Below are 19,784 nucleotides of genomic sequence, written 5' to 3'. Positions count from 1 at the left end.
ATTTTCAACCGAACAACAAAAAAATTAGACAACCTAGTTCTTCTTAGATTGTCCAATTCCCCATTATTCTGTCTTAGATTTTTCATTTGTCTGCTCTTGCTTTGCTTTCAGCATAAATGTCATCAGATTCAACAGTGCTAAAACTGCAAATAAGATGGCATAACCCGTGCGGCCATTACTGAATTGGGTCAAGGCAAAATACCCCATAAACACCATAAATGCAAGGTCTATATATTTTCTCATTGTTTAACTCTCCATTCTTTTAAATACAAAAACGCTACCATTCAATTTCCACATGAATTGTAGCGTTTTTTAAAGAATATTACAATGAACATGCATTCACAATCTGTTCTAGCTTTTCAAAAAATCTATTCATTTGTTCATCTGTCCCAATTGTAATGCGTAAATACTGATCAATCTCTGGCTTATTGAAGTATCGAACGAGTACGCCTTCTTGTTTTAGACGCTCATATAAATGCACTGCTGATTCCGCCCTATGCGTTGCAAACACAAAGTTTGCTTGCGATGGCAACACCGTAAATCCTAAACGATTGAGTCGTTCGATTGTTTGTTCTCGCGTTGCACATATTTTTTCCGTCGTTTGTCGAAAGTATGCCACATCTTCAAACGCTGCTGTCGCACCAACAAGTGCTAATCGGTCAATCGTATAAGAGTTGAATGAATCTTTAATGCGGATCAACGCCTCAATTAATGACGGGTGCCCCATGGCAAAACCGACGCGCAGACCCGCTAATGACCTCGATTTTGACGTCGTTTGAACGACGAGTAAGTTATCGTAAGTCCGCACCAATTTGACCGCCGACTCTTGCGCAAAATCTATATACGCTTCGTCAATAATTACAATTTTCTCGGGATTATTTTTCACAATCAATTCTATTTGATCCAATGTTGCATAAATGCTCGTTGGCGCATTTGGATTTGGTAAAATGACGCCGCCTTCGGATTGAAAAAACTGCTCGTGCGGCAAAGTAAAGTCTTTATTTAAAGACACTTCTTCGTATGGGATGTCAAAAATCTTTGCGTATACCGGATAAAAGCTATACGTAATAGCCGGAAATTTGATCGTCTGGCCCGGTTCAAAAAATGCCATGAAAGAAAAAGCTAATACTTCATCCGAACCGTTTCCAACAAAAACTTCTTCCTTAGATAAGCCGTTTTGCTGCCCGATCACTTCGCGTAAATGATCCGCTGTCGGTGAAGGATAAAGCTGCAAGCTGCGCTCCATTTCTTCATGGATGGCCGCAAACACTTTCGGGCTTGGCGGGTAAGGATTTTCGTTCGTGTTCAACTTAATGATAGTGGCATCATTCACTTGTTCCCCAGGTACGTATGGATCCGTCCGCTTCACCATACTGCTCCAAAATTTACTCATCCGTCTTCACTTCGCTTTTCATTCGTCTATTTCTTAAGACATTTTTCACATCATCCACTGCAACGTCCAATAATTCCATTAAGACAAGCGAGTGATACGTTAAATCCGCCAGTTCATTCGTTAGTTCTTCTTTGTCACGGTTTTTCGCACCAATGACGACTTCCGTTGACTCTTCACCAATTTTCTTTAAAATTTTATCGATCCCTTCGCGGAATAAATACGCTGTATAAGAGCCTTCGATCGGGTTTTCCCGACGGCGTTTAATTTCATCTACAAGATCGTGGATGACTTGTCGATTCGGTTGTTCTTCTTCAAATGCAGGTTCATAAAAACATGTTATTTTACCTGTATGGCAAGCAGGCCCCATCGGCTCCACTTGGATCAACAAAGCGTCTTGGTCACAGTCTACAGATAGTCGCTTGACGATTTGACGATTGCCGGACGTTGCACCTTTATGCCATAATTGTTGCCGAGAACGGCTATAAAACCATGTTTCTTTCGTTTCAAGTGTTTTTTGAATAGCTTCTTCATTCATATAAGCAAGCATGAGGACATTTCCTGTGCGATCATCCTGGATAATTGCAGGAATGAGTCCATCCTTATTGTATACAAGCTTTTCTAGTTCGATTGTCATTTTACTCATCCTCTGCGACATTTTCGCTTAAATACTTTTTCAAATCCGCAATGTGAATGTCTTCATAGTGGAATACAGATGCCGCAAGCGCCGCGTCCGCTTTCCCTTCAGTCAAAACAGCGGCAAAATGTTCTGGCTTTCCAGCGCCCCCGCTTGCAATGACAGGAATATTGACCGCTTCCGCAATCGTCTTCGTGAGCGCGAGATTGTAACCATCTCTTACGCCGTCTTCATCGATGCTATTCACAACAAGTTCACCCGCTCCAAGCTTTTCACCTTGGATCGCCCATTCGATCGCGTCAATACCGGTATCTTTTGTACCGCCGCTTGCGTAGACGACCCACTTAGAAGGAGCGATTTCTTTCACATCCATCGACAAGATGACGCGTTCCGAACCAAATTTCTGTGCCGCTTCCTTGATAATAGAAGGATTCGTTATAGCAGCACTGTTAATGGAAACTTTATTCCCGCCTGCATCGAAGATTTTTTGAATATCTTCTACAGTCCGAATACCGCCGCCAACGATGAACGGGATCGGCACTTCTTTTGCAATAGCTGCGATTAAATCGAGAAACATCGCCCGGTTTTTCGTAGATGCGGAAATATCATAAAAGACCAGTTCATCCGCTCCGTCCGCAACGTACTTTTTAGCAAGTGTCAACGGATCCGCAACGTCTTGCACGTCTAGAAACTTCTTTCCTTTTACGACCCTTCTGTTGTCAACATCCAAACATGGAATGATTCGATTACTTGTCATCATTGTCGTCCTCCAATAATTTTTCCAAGGATAGTTTGCCTTCATAAAGCGCCTTTCCGATAATCGCCCCATACATGTCTAATTTTCGAAGTTGCGCAACATCTTCCTCTGTCGTCACGCCGCCTGATGCCACGATGTCAATCGCTGTCGCTTCGTTCATCACTTGCAACTCATGGAAATTAGGGCCTTGCAGCATACCGTCTTTTAAAATGTCTGTATAAATAACAGTTTTGACACCGATTTCTGCTAACTCTTGAATAAGGTCCACCGCCTTCACATCGCTCGTTTCCGTCCATCCGTCTGTCGCAACGAGGCCGCCTCTTGCATCGATGGACACCGCAATTTGATCGCCATATTTATTGACTGCGTCTTTTAAAAACTGCTGATTTTGAATGGCCGCTGTTCCAATAATAACCCGGCGAACGCCTGCTTCAATATGTTGATCGACTATCTCCATATTGCGAATACCACCGCCAACTTGAACAGGAATCGATACAGCTTGGACAAGTGCACGGATCGCTTCTTTGTTTAATGAGTTGCCCGTTTTCGCTCCGTCTAAGTCGACAACGTGAATATATTCCGCCCCTTGCTTTTCCCATTCCTTCGCCATTTCAGTTGGTGAATCGTTATAAATGACTTCTTGATTGTAATCCCCTTGAACAAGACGGACACATTTACCGCCGCGGATATCAATTGCTGGAAATAAAATCATAATGCTGTCTCCTTTTAGATAACTTTTTAGTAACATCCATCTATTCCGACTTATAAAGAGCCTTTCGTCGAAGGAATCCCTTTAATATTCGGATTCAGTGCACTTGCCGTCCGCAAAGCGCGTCCAAATGCTTTGAAAATCGATTCGATGATATGGTGACTGTTTTTTCCGTACTGCAAGTTAATATGTAGCGTTACTTTTGCATGGCTTGTGAAAGCTTGGAAAAATTCTTCCACAAGCTCCGTATCAAACTGACCGACTTTATCCTTTAAACCTTCTACGTTATAAACAAAATACGGCCTGCCGCTAATGTCGAGCGAGACAGTCGACAGCGCTTCGTCCATCGGCACTGAAACAGTGGCATATCGCTCAATTCCTTCCTTGCCGCCAATCGCCGCATGGAATGCTTGACCGAGTACAATCCCAATATCTTCAACGGTATGGTGCTGATCCACTTCAATATCGCCATCGCATTTTACATTTAAATCAAATAGGCCATGCTTTGTGAAAGCCGTTAACATATGATCGAAAAAACCGACGCCTGAATTGACGTTCGCTGTCCCTGTGCCGTCGATCGCAAAGTCCAGTTCAATTTTCGTTTCTGACGTTTGTCTAGAAATTGTTTTACTCCGCATTACAGTCCCGCCTTTCGTATGTCGATTGAATTCGCGTGTGCTTGGAGCCCCTCCGCATTCGCGAGTTCAATAATATCTGCCGATACTTCGTCTAAAGCCTTTTTCGTATAATGAATGATGCTCGTTTTTTTCATAAAGTCGTAGACCCCTAGTGGTGATGAAAATACCGCTGTTCCACTCGTTGGCAATGTATGGTTTGGACCTGCCATATAATCTCCTAACGCTTCCGGCGAATAGTTTCCTAGAAAAACCGCACCCGCATTGTGGATTTTCGGCAATTTTTCTAAAGCATTTTCAACCATTAACTGTAAATGTTCCGGTGCCAGCTCATTGACGAACGTCCAAGCTGCTTCTAAATTTTCTACTAGAATGATGCGTCCATTATCCATAATTGACTGCTCAATGATCGCTTTTCGTGGGGCTTGTTCCATTTGTACCGCAACTTCTCGCTGAAGTTCCTCAGCAAATCTAGTGCTTGTCGTCACACAAATGGCTGTTGCACGTTCATCATGCTCTGCTTGAGCAAGTAAATCCGCGGCAGCAAACTGAGCAGGTGCGCTGTCATCCGCAACAATGCAAACTTCACTCGGACCCGCGATCATATCTATCGCAACATCCCCGTACACCCATTTTTTTGCACGCGCCACGAAGGCATTGCCGGGCCCCGTAATTTTCGCGACTTTTTGAATTGATTCTGTGCCGTAAGCAAGCGCTGCAATTGCCTGCGCTCCGCCGACTTTATAAACGATATCGACCCCCGCTTCTTTGGCAGCAACAAGTACGTGCGGATTTACTTTTCCATTTGGCTGGGGCGGCGTCACCATGGCAATCCTTTTGACGCCTGCAATTTTAGCCGGAATGGCATTCATCAACACCGTTGACGGATAGGCGGCTTTTCCTCCCGGAACGTAAATCCCGACACTACCGAGCGGAGAAACTTTTTGACCTAATAATACGCCGTGCGCTTGATCGATCAACCACGACTTTTCTTTTTGTTCCGCATGAAAACTTGAAATATTTTCTTTCGCCTTAGCCAATGCTTTTTGAAAACTGGATGAAACAAGTTGATCCGCTTCTTCATACTCTGCTTGTGTTACGGCAAATTGCTCCAGCTGAATGCCATCAAATTTTTCTGTGTATTTCTTTAAAGCAGCGTCGCCCTGTTCGCGTACTTCTCCAATAATTTCAAGGACTGCTTGATCGAGCCCAAAATCTGCTTGTTGCGTGTTTGTTTGCTGCATCTTTTCTTGCTTGTACTGTTCCAATGTCATGATTTGCATATTCATTTCACTCCAATACAGCTCTCAAATCCAAAATGAATTGTTGAATTTGGTTTGTTTTCGTTGCAAAGCTCGCTTTATTCACAATGAGTCTGGCACTGACGTCCGCGATATCTTGCAGAACGACTAAGCCGTTCTCTTTTAACGTCGTCCCTGTTTCAACAATGTCTACGATGACATCCGACATGCCGATGAGTGGTGCAAGCTCAACGGAACCATTTAATTTGATCGTTTTTGTTCGTATGCCATTCCGCTCAAAATATTCTTTTGCAATGGCGGGATACTTCGAAGCAACAGTGAGCGGTGCACTATTCGTAAACTGCTTATCTGGAAATCCTGCAACGGCAAGCTTACATTTTCCAATCCCAAGATCGAGCATTTCATACACATCAGCGGGATCTTCCATAATCGTGTCTTTCCCGACAATTCCGATGTCTGCAGCGCCATTTTCAACGTAAGTCGGTACATCCACTGCTTTGACAAAAATCAGCTTCACTCGCTCCGTGCTATCGATGAATACAAGCTTTCTACTTTTTTCATGAAAATCGGGGAACTTTATGCCTGACTGTTCCAAAAAATTCATCGCTTGCTTCGCCGTTCGTCCTTTCCCCATGGCAATTGTTAAATAAGACAAATTAGGCGCCTCCTTTCAATCCAACAAGCAGTGTTAAGAGCTCTTTTAAATCTTTGAAAGGTATAACCTGTTCTTGATCAGCTAATGAAAAGCTTCCTACTTGTAATCGTATTTCGTAAACCGTTTTTTGTAGATCGGCTTTTTCTTTTCTTATCGGAAAGGAAAGTACCGTATAATTTCTTTCACGCAGTTCATTGGCAATTGTGATCGCAAAGTTTAACTGTTCTTCTTCGTAAACGATTTTCACATCAATCGGGAACGCGGCAGAAACTTCTCTTTGCTCTGTCACTTGAACGAGCGATTCAATCTCACAGGCAAATCCGATCGCTGGAAGCACTGCGCCAAACTTTTCACCCAATTCATCATAGCGACCGCCCATTAATACCGGCTTCCCATATTTTTCAACAAATCCCTGGAAAATCACACCAGAATAATAGCCCATATGATTAATTAAGCCTAAATCAATAATGATATACTGTTCCAAACCATACGTTTTCAATGTAGCATGTAATTTCAGTAAATAATCAAGCGTTTTTTCCATATTTGTCGTCAACAATGTTTTCGATGCCCGTTTAACAACATCTTCAATATTGCCATATAAAAATGGGATCCGCTCAATCGCTTCCATCACTTCGGGATCTATTTGAAATTGTCGTAGAAATGGTCCGATTTCCACGACATTTTTTGCTTGAATGAGCGTTTTCAATTGATTGATTTGCTGCAGGGAAAGCGGAAGTCCTTGGACAAGCTCACTAAAAAATGCCGCGTGACCGATCTCAATTTTAATGTCTGTAAAGCCTAAGTCTTTCATTGTGTGACAGGCAAGCGCAATCACTTCTGCATCCGCTTCCGGTGAACTTTCACAAAAATATTCAATGCCTGCTTGTGTGCTTTCAATGGATGTATTGGTATCTTGCGTTTGACGGAAAACTTCTTGGACGTAAAAATATCGAAGCTCACTCGGTAATCGAGAAAAGTTTTGTGCCAACTCCCGTGTAATGGGGATCGTAACGTCTGGACGCAGCACAAGCACTTCCCCTGTTCGATCGATGACTTTCATCATCTCTGTTTGGTCAGTCGAGCTATTCACTTTGGAATATAGATCATATTGTTCAAAAGCAGAAGTTTTAATCCGCTTATAGCCGTAAGTCGTAAATCGTTTATTGATCGTTTTAATGATCCGTTCAAATTTTTCGTGATACTGTTGCATTCGTTTAGGATATAGTTCTTGATTGACCATTTCCACACCTCTACTTTATTACTTTACTAGACTAAAGTTATTTAGTACTATAATGGTATATTTCAGAATTGTCAACTAGGGGGATGAAAGATTTGTTTGATTATCATATGCATAGTGCTTTTTCAGCGGATTGCAACATACCGATGGAAGAAATGATTGAAGCCGCGATTCAAAAAGGTTTGACCGAAATTTGTTTTACAGATCATATTGATTATGAGTATCCAGACGATACAATTGTGTTCGATTTTGATCAAAAAGAATATGACGCGAAAATAAAGAATATGCAGCAGCAATTCGCCGATCGCATTCGGATTAAAAAAGGCGTTGAAATTGGGGTTCAGCCACATTTACTCGATCAATACGAAACATTAATGGAGAAGGGACAATTCGATTTTGTCATTTGTTCTATCCATACAGCGGACCGAAAAGAAATGCATTTTGGGGAATTTTTCAAAGGAAGATCAATTGAAGAAGCGTACGCGCTTTACTATGAGGAACTGTTCGCATGCGTTAAAAAGTACAAGCAATATAGTGTGCTTGGTCATATTGATCTTGTCAAAAGATATCGCAAGCAAGATTTTGAGTATCTGTTTCATGAAGAATTACGTGAAATTTTTAAAGTGATTATTGCGGATGGAAAAGGAATTGAACTCAATACGTCCGGAGTACGTTACAATATGCCGTCCGGAATGCCGAGCGATGATATTTTGAAGCTTTATAAGGAATGCGGCGGCGAAATTTTGACGCTTGGTTCAGACGCACATAAACCACAAGATATTGCATTTCAATTTCAGGAGTCATTGGAATTGTTTCAATCCATTGGTTTTAAATATATTGCTACGTTTGATCGTATGGAACCGACATTCCACGCGATCGATGAGCTGTTATAAAAATAAAAGCGAGTACACATTTTTGACTGTGTACTCGCTTTTACGTTTGGATATGACAGTTAGTTAATTCCATGTGCCACCATAGCGTCTGCGACTTTTAAAAATCCTGCAATGTTCGCTCCGACAACGATATTCCCAGGATGACCGAATCGTTCGGCCGCATCTATGCAGCTTGCATAAATATTTTTCATTACCGCTTGAAGTCTTTCATCAACTTCTTCAACTGTCCAAGAAAGGCGCATGCTATTCTGAGACATTTCCATAGCGGAAACTGCGACTCCACCCGCATTCGCCGCTTTTGCCGGTGCAAAAAGCACTTCATGCTCCTGGAAAAGATCAATTGCTTCAAGTGTACAAGGCATATTGGCCCCTTCTCCAATCGCTATCACACCATTCGCAACAAGCATATGCGCCGCTATTTCATCAAGCTCATTTTGTGTAGCACAAGGCAAGGCAATATCACATTTGATCGACCAAATTTTTGAACGGTCCTCATGATACTCTGCTTCTGGATGCTCTTTTGTGTATTCCCAAATCCGTTTGTTTTCCACTTCTTTTAATTGTTTAACGAGATCTAAGTCAATGCCATTTCTATCATAAATATAACCATCAGAATCACTGCAAGCAACGACTTTCGCACCAAGTTGCATTGCTTTTTCCATCGCATAGATCGAGACGTTCCCAGAACCTGATACGATGACTGTTTTGCCTTTAAAACTCAAGTTTTTAGCTTTTAACATTTCATCCACAAAGTAGACCGTACCGTAGCCAGTCGCTTCTTTACGGCCAAGACTGCCTCCATGATTCGGATCTTTGCCGGTGAAGACGCCTGCTTCATAGCCGCCTTTTAAACGATTATATTGGCCGAACATATAGCCAATTTCGCGACGTCCAACGCCGATATCACCCGCCGGAACATCCACATCTGGTCCGATGTATTTGCTAAGCTCTGTTGTAAAACTTTGGGTGAAACGCATAATTTCTCGTTCTGACTTACCCTTAGGATCGAAGTCAGCACCGCCTTTTCCTCCGCCGATTGGCTGGCCAGTTAAGGCATTTTTAAAGATTTGCTCGAAAGCAAGAAACTTCATGATGCTGCTATTGACAGAAGGATGAAATCGAATACCGCCTTTGTAAGGTCCTAAATCACTGTTAAACTGGACACGATACCCACGATTTACATGGACCTTCCCTTGGTCATCCTCCCAAGCAACACGAAATTGAATAATGCGCTCTGGTTCAGTGATCCGTTCAAGAATACCGTTTTTGATGTATTCGGGATGCTTTATAAATACCGGACGTAGTGAATCGAAAATTTCCCTTGTTGCTTGAAGAAATTCTTTTTCATCTGGATTTCTTTTTTTTACTAGGTCATATACTTCATGAACGTAGTCATTCGCTCTTTTTTTATAATCCGTTGTTACGCTTATTTCAATGTTTGTCATTCACCCTCATTCCTTTCCAAAAACATCCTATATCTATCATACATCGGCGCCATCGGAGTCATTTAAAAATTGGCAACAGCCGCCGAATATGAATCAGAGAAATTTTTGCTAAAGCAAAATATAGTATGATCGTATCCCCGAAAAAGTTATTGATAATTCGGAATCATAACTTCTTTTTAATTTATTATCACTGAAAATCGAATCATACACAACATTTTTTTATGAAAGAATGTATTAGCATAACAATTTGTGTCTAATTTATTAAAAATAATCATTTACATCATTGCGAATTAATAGTATTGTTTAAGTAGTCAGATAATAAGTCATAAGCACTGGAGTAAACCAGCCTCGCAAGGCAAATGTTTGGACACTTTGCACAGAAAGAGGGAGAGCGTTATGAAAGTGAAAAAGTTTTTTCGTGTTTCAATTGGTGGCATTGTAATGTTGGTCATGACATTTGCCTTCCTTCCCGCGCTACTCGTAAATCCTGACATCGAGATTCTGCAAAACTTTAGCAACTACTTAAACAAAGATTAATAGTTGAATCAGCCCAAAGTATAAAAAGCATCCGAATAGAAGTCATATTAAAACGAACCGCAGCAATTTGGCGGTTCGTCTTTTCTTTCCTTTTAAAGTTGACGAATATTGAAATTATCAGTGAGCAATAGCCAATTTTGAGGAAAATCCAAACCAAGTTTCCAATACATAATTCCACGTAATTGAAACTCTTTAATGAGATCGAATTTCGCCTGAATGCTTCGTGCGTCTTCAAACCATACTTCATGACGAACACCAGCGTCATCAGTATACGTAAAATGCGGTGCTTGCGCACGATAATCATATTGAATGGCAACTCGCTCATTTATTGCCCGCATAACAGCATTTTGCGGGCTAATCGCTCTTGCAGGCGGACCTCCTTCCGGCGGAAAAGGGGCGGACCAATCGTAGCCGTATAAATTTTGCCCGAGGAAAATTTTATGGCGCGGAATTTTCGTGACCGCGTATTCAACGACCCCGCGAACTTGGGGCAGCGGACTTACTGGTCCAGGATTACTAAACATATAGCCCCATTCGTACGTCATCAAAGAAACAAAATCAACGATTTCTCCGTGGGCTGCGTAATCATGCGCGCCGTAAATACCTGTTCGAACATCACTTGCCATCGGTGCAAGGGCTGTCGAAATGGTAAGACCTTCCGCATGAAAACGGTCTCTCGCTTTTCGTAAAAAACTATTATACAGTTCTCGGTCTTCTGGATGCATGATTTCGAAATCAAAGTGAATGTCCCGATACCCGACTTCTTTTGCAGTCTGTACGAGATTGTCAATCAAACGATTTTGAACTGTTTGATCCGTAAACACAACATGCGCCAAATCTGCACTGAACGCAAATTCTTCTAAATTACTGCAAACGAGTGCATTTGTAGCACCTGCTGCCCTGGCTATCGAGGGAATATCATCGATGTTAGGCGCTTTTAACGATCCATCTCGCTGTACTTCATAACTAAACATCGCCAAATAAGTAATCTGCGGCGACCGTCTTCTCACCTCTTCGATCATCGATGGTGCAATCGGTGTTCTTGGCTCAACGTAAAGCAATGCTTCTGCTGATCTTTTCGGTCTTGGTGGAATATAAAGCCTCTGCCCTACTTGCAATCCTTGACTTGGTGAAATGTTATTAATGCGCGCAAGTTCATTGACAGATACACCGTACATACGCGCAACAATTGTTAACGTTTGTCCGGCTTGTACCCAATGATAGCTGCCATCAATCGGAATCACCAATGCTTGCCCAACTGCTAACCAATAAGGTGCAGGAATTTCATTTGCTTCGGCAATCTCTTGATATGTTGTCCCATAAACTTGGGCAATACCACTTAATGTTTGACCCTGTTGTACAACATGGATCTGCACGTTCATCATCTGCCTTTCAAAAAATAAGGTATCCTCTCTACCTAGACTATTTTTTGAAATTGAAAAATATGCCTATCACGGAACTTTGCGGGCCCTCAATAAGCTGTATAGTTACAGTTCTTCAAACCATACTATTTTCGATTACATCATTAGGAGGATATGCAGTGACGCAAAATCAATTCGACAGTCAAACGCATCAAAATATGCACACAGGTTCGGTATCACAGCAAATGAACCACGGCGGGCATGAACTATTCGACGTTCACGAAGCGCTCTCTTGTACGGTCGCTTCTTTAAATCAGGCCATACTTCTACGCCCTCACGTCAAAGATCCTGAGCTGCTTGATATTTTAGATCGTCAATACCGATTTACATTAGACGAATACAATATTACGGTCGAAAGCTTTAAAACAGGTCGCGATCCTTCCCATCCGACTGGATCTTATCAAATGAAAAGCGGGAATGACTTTGTTTATGGTATGAAACCTTCTCAACCGAAAAAACCCATTCACTCGGATAGTGAATTGACCGATGAAATTATCTCTGGTTTTCTTCTGAGCAACTGTAAAGCTGGAGCTTCTGCAAAAACAATGGCGGCATTGGAAACATGCAATCCCGTCGTTCGAAGAGTACTCGCCGACTCAGTTCCAAACTGTATCGAAATGGCATATGAATTGGCCATTTATCAAAATAAACATCATTATTATCAAGTGCCGCAACTTGCCCAACAAGACATGCAGCAAATCTTAAATTCCTTTGCCTCTTCCCAAGGCCAGCCAGGCATGCCAACAGACAACACAATTCAATAAACTCCGACAACAAAAGAGATACCTTCTATATGTATAAATATAAGAGGTATCTCTTTTGTCACAAGTGGTTGAAGTTGAAATTCAATGTAATTATTTCAAATGATGAAACCCCTAAAAATAATTTCCAGTAAATTTATCCTTTAAGAAATGCGATAGCTATCGCAATGAAACCGCTTAATTAATTTAAATTTTCGGACAACTGGAAGTGCTCATCCCTTGTAATTTTTCTTGAATGTGTTTATATTATATAACAGAAACACAATATACTGAAGAAATGGGGTAATGGCTTTGACAAGTTCTTATCGTACATCCCTAGAAATGCATCAAGTGAACAAAGGGAAAATGGAGACAGTCTCAAAAGTGCCGCTTGAAAATAAAGTGGATCTGAGCTTAGCTTACTCTCCGGGTGTAGCAGAGCCATGCATCGAGATCGCAAATAACCCCTCCGCAGTATATGACTATACGATCAAAGGGAATCTAGTTGCGGTCGTCACGGATGGAACTGCTGTTTTAGGGTTAGGCGACATCGGATCCGAGGCAGCACTGCCAGTAATGGAAGGAAAAGCATTGTTGCTCAAACGTTTTGCAGATATCGATGCTGTTCCGATTTGTTTGAATACGACAGATGTCGATGAAATCGTTCAAACAGTAAAAAACATTAGTCCAACTTTTGGCGGTATTAACCTTGAAGATATTTCCGCGCCTCGGTGCTTCGAAATTGAAGAAAGGTTGCGCGAAGAATGTGATATCCCTGTCTTTCATGACGATCAGCACGGAACTGCGATTGTTGCAGCGGCTGGGTTACTCAACGCATTAAAAGTTGTTAAGAAAGACGCGAAAGACATTAAAATTGCTGTCAACGGTGCTGGAGCGGCCGGCGTAGCGATTGTTAAACATTTAAAGAATCTTGGATTCGATCATATTGTCATTTGCGATTCCAAAGGGATTATTTACAAAGGACGTCCAACTGGCATGAATCCAGTTAAAGAGGAAATTGCGGAGATCACAAATCCACATCATCAAACAGGCACTTTGCAAGATGCAATGACGGGCGCTGATGTCTTTATTGGCGTATCTGTCGCAAATCTCCTAACAAAAGAACTCATCAACTGCATGAATCCTGATCCAATTATTTTTGCTTTGGCTAATCCAAATCCCGAACTTGATCCTTCAAAAGCAGAAGAATACGGAGTTCGTATTATAGCAACAGGACGCTCTGATTATCCAAACCAGGTGAATAACGTACTAGCCTTCCCTGGCATTTTCAGAGGGGCACTAGATGTTCGCGCGTCAGAAATTAATGAAGAAATGAAACTTGCGGCGACTTATGCGATCGCTTCCTTAATCGATGAAGCAGATCTTAGGGAAGATTATATTATTCCAGATCCATTTGATGATCGTGTTGCAAAAATCGTTGCAGATGCTGTTGCAATTGCAGCAGTTGAATCAGGCGTGTGCCCCACCAGAAAAGAATTGGTGCTCCAATAAAAAAATAGAATAAAAAAAGGCGTCGTAAACGAAGTTAATTTATGTTTATGACGCCTTTATTCATTATTTTTCTGTTTGTCCTTTTAGATCAACATGAAGACTTCCATCGGCTTGTATTTCTGCATAAAAGACCTGTTCGATTTTACCTATCCCTTTTTTCTTTAATTGTTCAAATACCCACTCTTCCGTTAAATTCAATTCATGCAAATTCTTTTTATCAATTTGACCATTTACAATAATTTCAGATGGCATATATTTAGGTTCAGGCGCCGGGGCGTTCACATCTTTTTTCGTTGCATTTTCTTGTCCAGCTTTTTTTAAGACGCTTAAGTTTCCATTCGTTTCCAGTATTGCATAGTGCACATCTGTAATCGAAAATATGGACTGTTCACGAAGCATCATATTCAAATCGCTAAGATGCAGCCTTAACTTCTTCATCGCTTGTTCTATGATCTTCCCCTCATAGATTACAATAGTCGGCCGATCATCCAAAACAATGCGTGCTTTTTTTGATTTAAACGCGATAAAACTCATTAAAATCGTTAATAATGTCCACCAAATCATAGATATGAGTCCGTTCAGAAAAGGGGTTTCGGATTCCCCTGCAATATCTGCGGCAATTGAACCAATTGTAATCCCCGTGACATAATGGAAAAATGTCAATTGAGAAATTTGCTTCTTCCCCATTAATCTTGCAAGAATAAGAAGCACGATAAAAGCAACGGTCGTTCTTAATATCATTTCCCAAAAATCCATTTTCAATATTTCATCCAAATTCATATAGATCCGAGCCTCCTCATTACGAAGAGTGTGCCACCATTAAAAGGAGACTATACATCAGGATCAGAATAGAAAAATACCGGAAGCTTTTAAAGTGCTAAGTATTATCAACTACAAAATTGAAATCTATGGTTCTAATCAAAAAAAATCCCAAAATGAGAAGTTTCCATTTTGGGATTACTTTGTTAATCGCGTTTCACTCTTAAAATCGCACCCGTATTGGCATCTACTTTCACTTCGTATTTCTGCCCTTCTCTTGTGCGAATGTTAATTTCATAAATTAATAGGCCATCATCATATTCCAATTCGGCTTTAACGGCATGACCAGGGACTCGTCGCAAAGCAATTCCAATTGCCTCTTCCATAGAAATCCTTCGATATTGTGGATTTCGCCAATTGCTATTCCACTGATTTTGCTGATCATATCGCTGCTGATTTGTCACTTAATCTCCCCCACTCTTCTTTCCTCATCTTTATTGTATTCTGGAACAACGAAGATGTGAAATTTAATTGGAGGGATCTTCCGAATCATGTCGACTCCCCTTTGCCCACCGCGCTCCTGTTTTATTCGGATCAATGAGTAAATTTGTCATAGGGGAAGATATTGATCGATAACCTTCCTCAATTTTGTCGGTTAAATGATTTGTCCGCTCATAAAGAATGAAACGAAAATAATCAAGCCGTCTTACTATTTTTTCAATTAAACCTTCTTGTGCATCTAGGCGCTGAAGCATGTCATGCTGTGTGGCTTTTTGCTCGTTCATTTCATCAGACAACTGTTTTTGTTTCGTTAGCTGCTCGTTCAGTTTGTTGACGTGATCCTCATTCAACCGAACGATTTCATCTAGATGTTTGACAATCGAATACGTTTCTTGTTTTAACTGATGAACATCGGCGACCCATTGATCAGTAGACAAACGATCTTCCGTCACTTGTTCCTGAAGTGCTGTGTGATTTTTTTCCAGTTTTTCAATTGAGTCCATCACCGAATGCTCAAATAGATCATGCCGCTCGCTATGATCAACTAGTTCTTGCAATTGTTGACGTATCGCTATCAATTGATACAATTGCATTTTCTTTTGATCCGCTAAAACAGTATCGAGCGTTTCTAATCGCTGCTGAACTGCACGATTCTTTTCACGCTGTTCATGCTTCCATTCCTCCAAAGGCTCTATTTTCGACTGCATTTGATTATGTCCAACGACTGCCGACGCATTTTGGAAAACTTCTGGATGACCATCATGATTGAAAAACACTGGCACTTCAAGCACCTCCTATCGTCTAGCTTATGCAAGACTCTATAAGGAAGTCCTTACAACACCCATTCATACGGTGTTTCTTGGTAAACATAATAGTTTAGCCAGTTTGAAAACAACAGGTGGGTATGTGAACGCCATGTATTCAAAGGTTGTTTCGTCGGATCATTATCCGGAAAATAGTTTTCCGGCATTTCAATGTCGAGACCTTTGTTTAAATCTCGGGCATATTCCTCGCCAAGAGTTTCCGCATCATACTCCAAGTGACCGGTAATCATCACATGCTTTTCATCTTGGGATAGAATAATGAATGCCCCTGCATCTTCAGAAGTTGCAAGTAATAAAAGTTCCGGATGACTTTCAATTTCTTCAATGGAGACAGCCGTGTTCCGTGAATGCGGTGCACTAAACACATCATTAAATCCACGCGCAAGTTTAACTGTCGGGTCCGAAAGTGTATGCGTATAAACACCCGAGCATTTTCGGGGCAAATCGAACTTATCAATCCCATAATGATGGTAAAGAGCTGCTTGTGCGCCCCAACAAATATGTAAAACGGACGTGACATTTTCCTTTGACCAGTTCATGATATCCGTCATTTCTTGCCAATAGTTGACGTCTTCAAATGCCATTTGTTCGACGGGCGCTCCGGTAATTATGAGCCCATCGAAACGGCGATGCCGGATCTCTTCAAATGTCGTGTAAAACGTATCGAGATGTGTTTTGCTGACATTTTTAGATTCGTGTGTTGCCGTATGCATGAACGTAACATTCACTTGTAATGGTGTATCGCCAAGCAGTCTTAAAAGCTGCAATTCTGTTCGTTCTTTTTCCGGCATTAAATTAAGTATAAGAATATGAAGCGGTCGAATATCTTGTGAAAAAGCACGTTCTTCATCCATAACAAATACTTTTTCCTTCTTCAATATTTCACGTACGGGTAATTCCTTTGGGATTTTAATCGGCATAATATACTTCTCTCCTTTTTCTATCTTACAATTCCGCAATAAAACACCCTCTTTTCCGATAGATAAGAAAAGAGGGTGTTGAAAGCGCTCAAACCTTATCTCTCAAGACCTAGGTCTTGTTGGAGGTAGCACCTTTCTGACAGTGTCAGAGGTTGCTGAAGCTTCACCGGGCCAGTTCCCTCTGCTTCTCTTGATAAGAATATTCAGTTAGAAATAAGTATACCACTAAAATTTCGAATGTAAATACCGTTTCAAAGATTGCTAATATTGGAACTGTACAGTGACAACAGCAATTATTTCGATCTGCCCTTGCTCAATCGGGGTTGCCGCCGTCTCCTTGGCAGCAAAAAGAAGCCGGGCCGACCTCCCACCCTGGCTTTCTTCACTAATTTTAATAGGTGTTGGATTCAGCTGTAGCTGCATCGTTTCGGCAATCGTTTGCGCCTTACTATATGCATTTTTTAGCGCAAGGCTTAATGCCTCCTCGTAAGCTGTTTGTTCATCCTGAAGGCCAAATTGTAACTGCGTGACACGATTAGCGCCATTTTGGATAGCGATGTCAATAATTTCTCCTATACTCTCGACCGATTCCGTTTTCACGGTAATTTGATTGACCACTTCATAGCCTCTAAATCGTTGCTGCCCTTCCACATAGTCGTATTGCGGTTGAACTGTAAATGCAGTTGTTTGCATATCTTCCTTCGCTATTCCTGCCGATTGAAGTGCCCCGATCAATTGTTGCATCGTTTGTGCATTTTGTTGCTGTGCAGTTTGCAACGATGGATTTTCTGTCCGCACTTCAAATTGGATATGGACAACGTTTGGCGTCTTGGAGATTTTCCCCGTTCCGGAGACGGTCATCGTCCGCTGTCTAAAACGAGGTGTCGGTTGGGCGTATGGATAATACAACTACTTGCCCCCCTTTCAAGGTCTATTATTCATTGTATCGATTTTTTCAATAAAAAATGACCCATAGCTATTTTTGCTACAGATCATTTAAACTTATCATTTCATTCCTTCATCATATCTTGCAATTGAAAATCCACGGCCCAAAATTTCAGATGCATTTAGGAATATGACAAATGATGTTGGCTCATGTTGCAAAAGTAATTTTTTAAAGTAGATGGCTTCTGATTGTTCGACGACACATAGGATCATTGTTTTTTCCTCATTGGAATAACCACCAATCGAACGGATTTTTGTGAGCCCACGATTAATTTCGTCTTTAATAATCGCTTGTACTTTTTCCTCTTGATCTGTGATGATCATAACTAGCTTCGTCGGTGAAGTTCGAAGCTGCACAAAATCAATCACTTTGCTCGTGACATAAATGGACATTAGTGCATACAAGGCAAGTTCAAAATTAAAGACAAATGCGGATGCAATGACAACTACACCATCTACGAACAACTGTGAAAAACCGCTCGACAAGCCCGTATACTTTTTCACCAACTGCGCGATTAAAGCAGTACCGCCTGTTGAACCATTTCCCCGGTAAACGATCCCAAGGCCGATGCCGAGCAGTATGCCCCCATAAATGGAACTCAGTAAAGGGTTGTCCACCGACAGTTGAAGATCGGCTGTCAACCAAATGACAAATGGTACAAAAAAAGTTCCAACTAATGTTTTCATGCTAAAATCTCGTCCAACGAGAAGGACGCCTAGAATGAGCAACGGAATGTTAATAAGCCATTGCACATAAGCGGGATTAAATTGAAAAAGCTCATACAATATCGTACTAATCCCTGAAACTCCGCCAGCTGCAATTCTAGACGGCAATAAGAAAATATTAAAGGAAAGCCCAACAAAAGCAGCCCCCACAATAATCTGTAAATAATCGTAGACAATCGCCTTTTTCATCAATAACCATCACCTTTCATCCATTCCATTCTATCAAATGAAGTGGCATCTACTATTCTTTTTCAATAGTGGGAATAAACACTACATTCGGACTCCCCTAACCGTTTTTCCTATACTGACTTTAAGTTATACTAAAATAATATATATGTAACCTCACGAGGTACCTAAATTTTCTTTAGGACAATTAATAATGCTAAAGCGGATCCGTTATTGAATCTTTAAAATGCCGATTTGATTTTTCCACGACTTTATATTATAATCAATATACAAGCTGCGTTGTACGTATGGATTTTAAGTTTTAACCTTTAAGCTGTAAAAGGGAGTTTTATCTAGAAATTGGAATGGCATGCCTAACATTTAGATTAGGACAAACAGGAATATTTCTGCGAACACCCACTTTGAGGAGTGGTGGTTTAAAACTTTCTAAACAATATACGGCAAAGGCGGCTTTCTTTTTTTATTAACTATTCAACCAGTTTCCATGGGAAGCTGGTTTTTTTATGTTCAGGAAATTGTGGAGGTGGACGCCATGTTAAAGCGACTTGTCATCACGGGATACAAGCAACACGAACTCGGTATATTTGATGACAAACACCCTGGTATTCATTATATCAAAAAAGCAATTACCGCCCGATTGATTCCACTCATTGAGGAAGGATTAGAATGGGTCATTATAAGCGGTCAACTCGGCGTGGAAACGTGGGCAGCAGAAGTCGTCATCGATTTGCAGGAACAGTACCCCCATTTACAGTATGCCGTCATTACGCCTTTTTTGGAGCAAGAAAAAAATTGGAACGAGTTAAAAAAGGAAAATTATGAACGGCTTGTATCCTTAGCCGATTTCTACACAAGCTTAACGAAAAGACCGTACGAAGCCCCGTGGCAATTCATCGAAAAAGATAAATTTTTACTCCGTAATTCAGATGGACTTTTAATCGTTTATGACAATGAAAATGAAGGCTCCCCAAAATTCATGAAAAAAATGGCAGAGACATTTGCAGAACAAAAAGATTATGAAATTATGATCATAACGGCAGATGATCTGCAAATGATTGTAGAAGAAGAACAATGGAATCATTGGCAGTAAAGA

General features: G+C 41.1%; 21 protein-coding genes, 1 other RNA gene and 1 riboswitch. Of the genes, 5 read left to right on the top strand and 17 right to left on the bottom strand.

Going from position 1 to position 19,784, the window contains the following annotated elements; all coding sequences use genetic code 11:
* Nucleotides 1-63: 63 nt before the first annotated feature.
* From AU377_RS00520 to hisZ, 9 genes are all read right to left on the bottom strand, one after another.
* On the bottom strand, nt 64-243 hold the full coding sequence (locus tag AU377_RS00520; protein WP_067402485.1) for a hypothetical protein: 180 nt from the start codon (nt 241-243) through the stop codon (nt 64-66).
* Between the two features lie 79 nt (nt 244-322).
* A complete protein-coding gene (hisC, locus tag AU377_RS00515) occupies nt 323-1,393 on the bottom strand; it encodes a histidinol-phosphate transaminase (RefSeq protein ID WP_067402482.1) in 1,071 nt (356 codons plus the stop codon).
* Nucleotides 1,386-2,036 carry a bifunctional phosphoribosyl-AMP cyclohydrolase/phosphoribosyl-ATP diphosphatase HisIE gene (gene hisIE / locus AU377_RS00510; protein ID WP_067402479.1) on the bottom strand — a complete coding sequence of 217 codons (651 nt, stop codon included), beginning with the start codon at nt 2,034-2,036 and terminating at the stop codon, nt 1,386-1,388. Before hisIE ends, hisC begins: the two co-directional genes overlap by 8 nt.
* Nucleotides 2,029-2,784 (bottom strand): imidazole glycerol phosphate synthase subunit HisF, encoded by a 756-nt coding sequence (gene hisF, locus AU377_RS00505; RefSeq protein ID WP_067403859.1) that lies wholly within the window; start codon nt 2,782-2,784, stop codon nt 2,029-2,031. The genes hisIE and hisF overlap by 8 nt, the downstream gene beginning before the upstream one ends.
* Complete coding sequence (hisA, locus tag AU377_RS00500; protein ID WP_067402475.1) at nt 2,774-3,496, bottom strand: 1-(5-phosphoribosyl)-5-[(5-phosphoribosylamino)methylideneamino]imidazole-4-carboxamide isomerase; 723 nt, start codon at nt 3,494-3,496, stop codon at nt 2,774-2,776. Before hisA ends, hisF begins: the two co-directional genes overlap by 11 nt.
* A gap of 50 nt (nt 3,497-3,546) precedes the next feature.
* A complete protein-coding gene (hisB, locus tag AU377_RS00495; protein ID WP_067402472.1) occupies nt 3,547-4,131 on the bottom strand; it encodes an imidazoleglycerol-phosphate dehydratase HisB in 585 nt (194 codons plus the stop codon).
* Nucleotides 4,131-5,411 (bottom strand): histidinol dehydrogenase, encoded by a 1,281-nt coding sequence (gene hisD, locus AU377_RS00490; RefSeq protein ID WP_067402469.1) that lies wholly within the window; start codon nt 5,409-5,411, stop codon nt 4,131-4,133. The genes hisB and hisD overlap by 1 nt, the downstream gene beginning before the upstream one ends.
* Nucleotides 5,412-5,418: 7 nt before the next feature.
* Nucleotides 5,419-6,045 carry an ATP phosphoribosyltransferase gene (gene hisG / locus AU377_RS00485; RefSeq protein ID WP_156450343.1) on the bottom strand — a complete coding sequence of 209 codons (627 nt, stop codon included), beginning with the start codon at nt 6,043-6,045 and terminating at the stop codon, nt 5,419-5,421.
* A 1-nt stretch (nt 6,046) separates the two neighbouring features.
* Nucleotides 6,047-7,285 carry an ATP phosphoribosyltransferase regulatory subunit gene (gene hisZ, locus AU377_RS00480; protein ID WP_067402466.1) on the bottom strand — a complete coding sequence of 413 codons (1,239 nt, stop codon included), beginning with the start codon at nt 7,283-7,285 and terminating at the stop codon, nt 6,047-6,049.
* 83 nt (nt 7,286-7,368) lie between these two features.
* Here hisZ and AU377_RS00475 point away from each other — a divergent pair, with 83 nt between their 5' ends.
* Nucleotides 7,369-8,175, top strand: coding sequence for a histidinol-phosphatase HisJ family protein (locus AU377_RS00475; protein ID WP_368664414.1), 807 nt, complete (start codon nt 7,369-7,371; stop codon nt 8,173-8,175).
* 59 nt (nt 8,176-8,234) lie between these two features.
* On the opposite strand, the gene gdhA is transcribed toward AU377_RS00475, so the two are convergent.
* Entirely contained in the window at nt 8,235-9,620 is a 1,386-nt protein-coding gene (gene gdhA, locus AU377_RS00470) for an NADP-specific glutamate dehydrogenase (RefSeq protein ID WP_067402460.1), read from the bottom strand.
* Nucleotides 9,621-10,249: 629 nt separating this feature from the next.
* Nucleotides 10,250-11,533 (bottom strand): LysM peptidoglycan-binding domain-containing protein, encoded by a 1,284-nt coding sequence (locus AU377_RS00465; RefSeq protein WP_067403853.1) that lies wholly within the window; start codon nt 11,531-11,533, stop codon nt 10,250-10,252.
* Between the two features lie 164 nt (nt 11,534-11,697).
* Between AU377_RS00465 and AU377_RS00460 the strand changes: the two genes are divergently transcribed.
* Both AU377_RS00460 and AU377_RS00455 read left to right on the top strand, forming a co-directional pair.
* On the top strand, nt 11,698-12,342 hold the full coding sequence (locus tag AU377_RS00460) for a spore coat protein (protein WP_067402456.1): 645 nt from the start codon (nt 11,698-11,700) through the stop codon (nt 12,340-12,342).
* Nucleotides 12,343-12,660: 318 nt separating this feature from the next.
* Complete coding sequence (locus AU377_RS00455; RefSeq protein ID WP_253724358.1) at nt 12,661-13,830, top strand: NADP-dependent malic enzyme; 1,170 nt, start codon at nt 12,661-12,663, stop codon at nt 13,828-13,830.
* Between the two features lie 63 nt (nt 13,831-13,893).
* On the opposite strand, the gene AU377_RS00450 is transcribed toward AU377_RS00455, so the two are convergent.
* The 6 genes from AU377_RS00450 to AU377_RS00425 all read right to left on the bottom strand — a co-directional run bounded on the left by AU377_RS00450 (nt 13,894) and on the right by AU377_RS00425 (nt 18,694).
* Nucleotides 13,894-14,610, bottom strand: coding sequence for a DUF421 domain-containing protein (locus AU377_RS00450; RefSeq protein ID WP_172794001.1), 717 nt, complete (start codon nt 14,608-14,610; stop codon nt 13,894-13,896).
* A gap of 185 nt (nt 14,611-14,795) precedes the next feature.
* A complete protein-coding gene (locus tag AU377_RS00445) occupies nt 14,796-15,053 on the bottom strand; it encodes a PepSY domain-containing protein (protein ID WP_067402451.1) in 258 nt (85 codons plus the stop codon).
* 63 nt (nt 15,054-15,116) lie between these two features.
* Nucleotides 15,117-15,872: a hypothetical protein gene (locus AU377_RS00440; protein ID WP_067402448.1), complete on the bottom strand. Its 756-nt coding sequence runs from the start codon at nt 15,870-15,872 to the stop codon at nt 15,117-15,119.
* Between the two features lie 50 nt (nt 15,873-15,922).
* Nucleotides 15,923-16,834: a homoserine O-succinyltransferase gene (metA, locus tag AU377_RS00435; RefSeq protein ID WP_067402445.1), complete on the bottom strand. Its 912-nt coding sequence runs from the start codon at nt 16,832-16,834 to the stop codon at nt 15,923-15,925.
* A gap of 92 nt (nt 16,835-16,926) precedes the next feature.
* Nucleotides 16,927-17,034: riboswitch (SAM riboswitch) on the bottom strand.
* Nucleotides 17,035-17,095: 61 nt separating this feature from the next.
* The gene (locus AU377_RS00430) at nt 17,096-17,743 is read right to left on the bottom strand and encodes an SIMPL domain-containing protein (RefSeq protein WP_067402442.1); all 648 of its coding nucleotides are present in this window, start codon (nt 17,741-17,743) and stop codon (nt 17,096-17,098) included.
* A gap of 96 nt (nt 17,744-17,839) precedes the next feature.
* Nucleotides 17,840-18,694 carry a YitT family protein gene (locus AU377_RS00425; protein ID WP_067402440.1) on the bottom strand — a complete coding sequence of 285 codons (855 nt, stop codon included), beginning with the start codon at nt 18,692-18,694 and terminating at the stop codon, nt 17,840-17,842.
* Between the two features lie 265 nt (nt 18,695-18,959).
* Between AU377_RS00425 and ssrS the strand changes: the two genes are divergently transcribed.
* Nucleotides 18,960-19,148: non-coding RNA, 6S RNA (gene ssrS, locus AU377_RS00420), on the top strand.
* Between the two features lie 75 nt (nt 19,149-19,223).
* Nucleotides 19,224-19,781: an SLOG family protein gene (locus AU377_RS00415; RefSeq protein WP_067403848.1), complete on the top strand. Its 558-nt coding sequence runs from the start codon at nt 19,224-19,226 to the stop codon at nt 19,779-19,781.
* Nucleotides 19,782-19,784 lie beyond the last annotated feature (3 nt).

Source organism: Sporosarcina sp. HYO08 (assembly GCF_001563475.1).
GTDB lineage: Bacteria > Bacillota > Bacilli > Bacillales_A > Planococcaceae > Sporosarcina.
The sequence above is the reverse complement of the archived record's forward strand: the minus strand, read 5'-3'. Positions and strand labels throughout refer to the sequence as shown.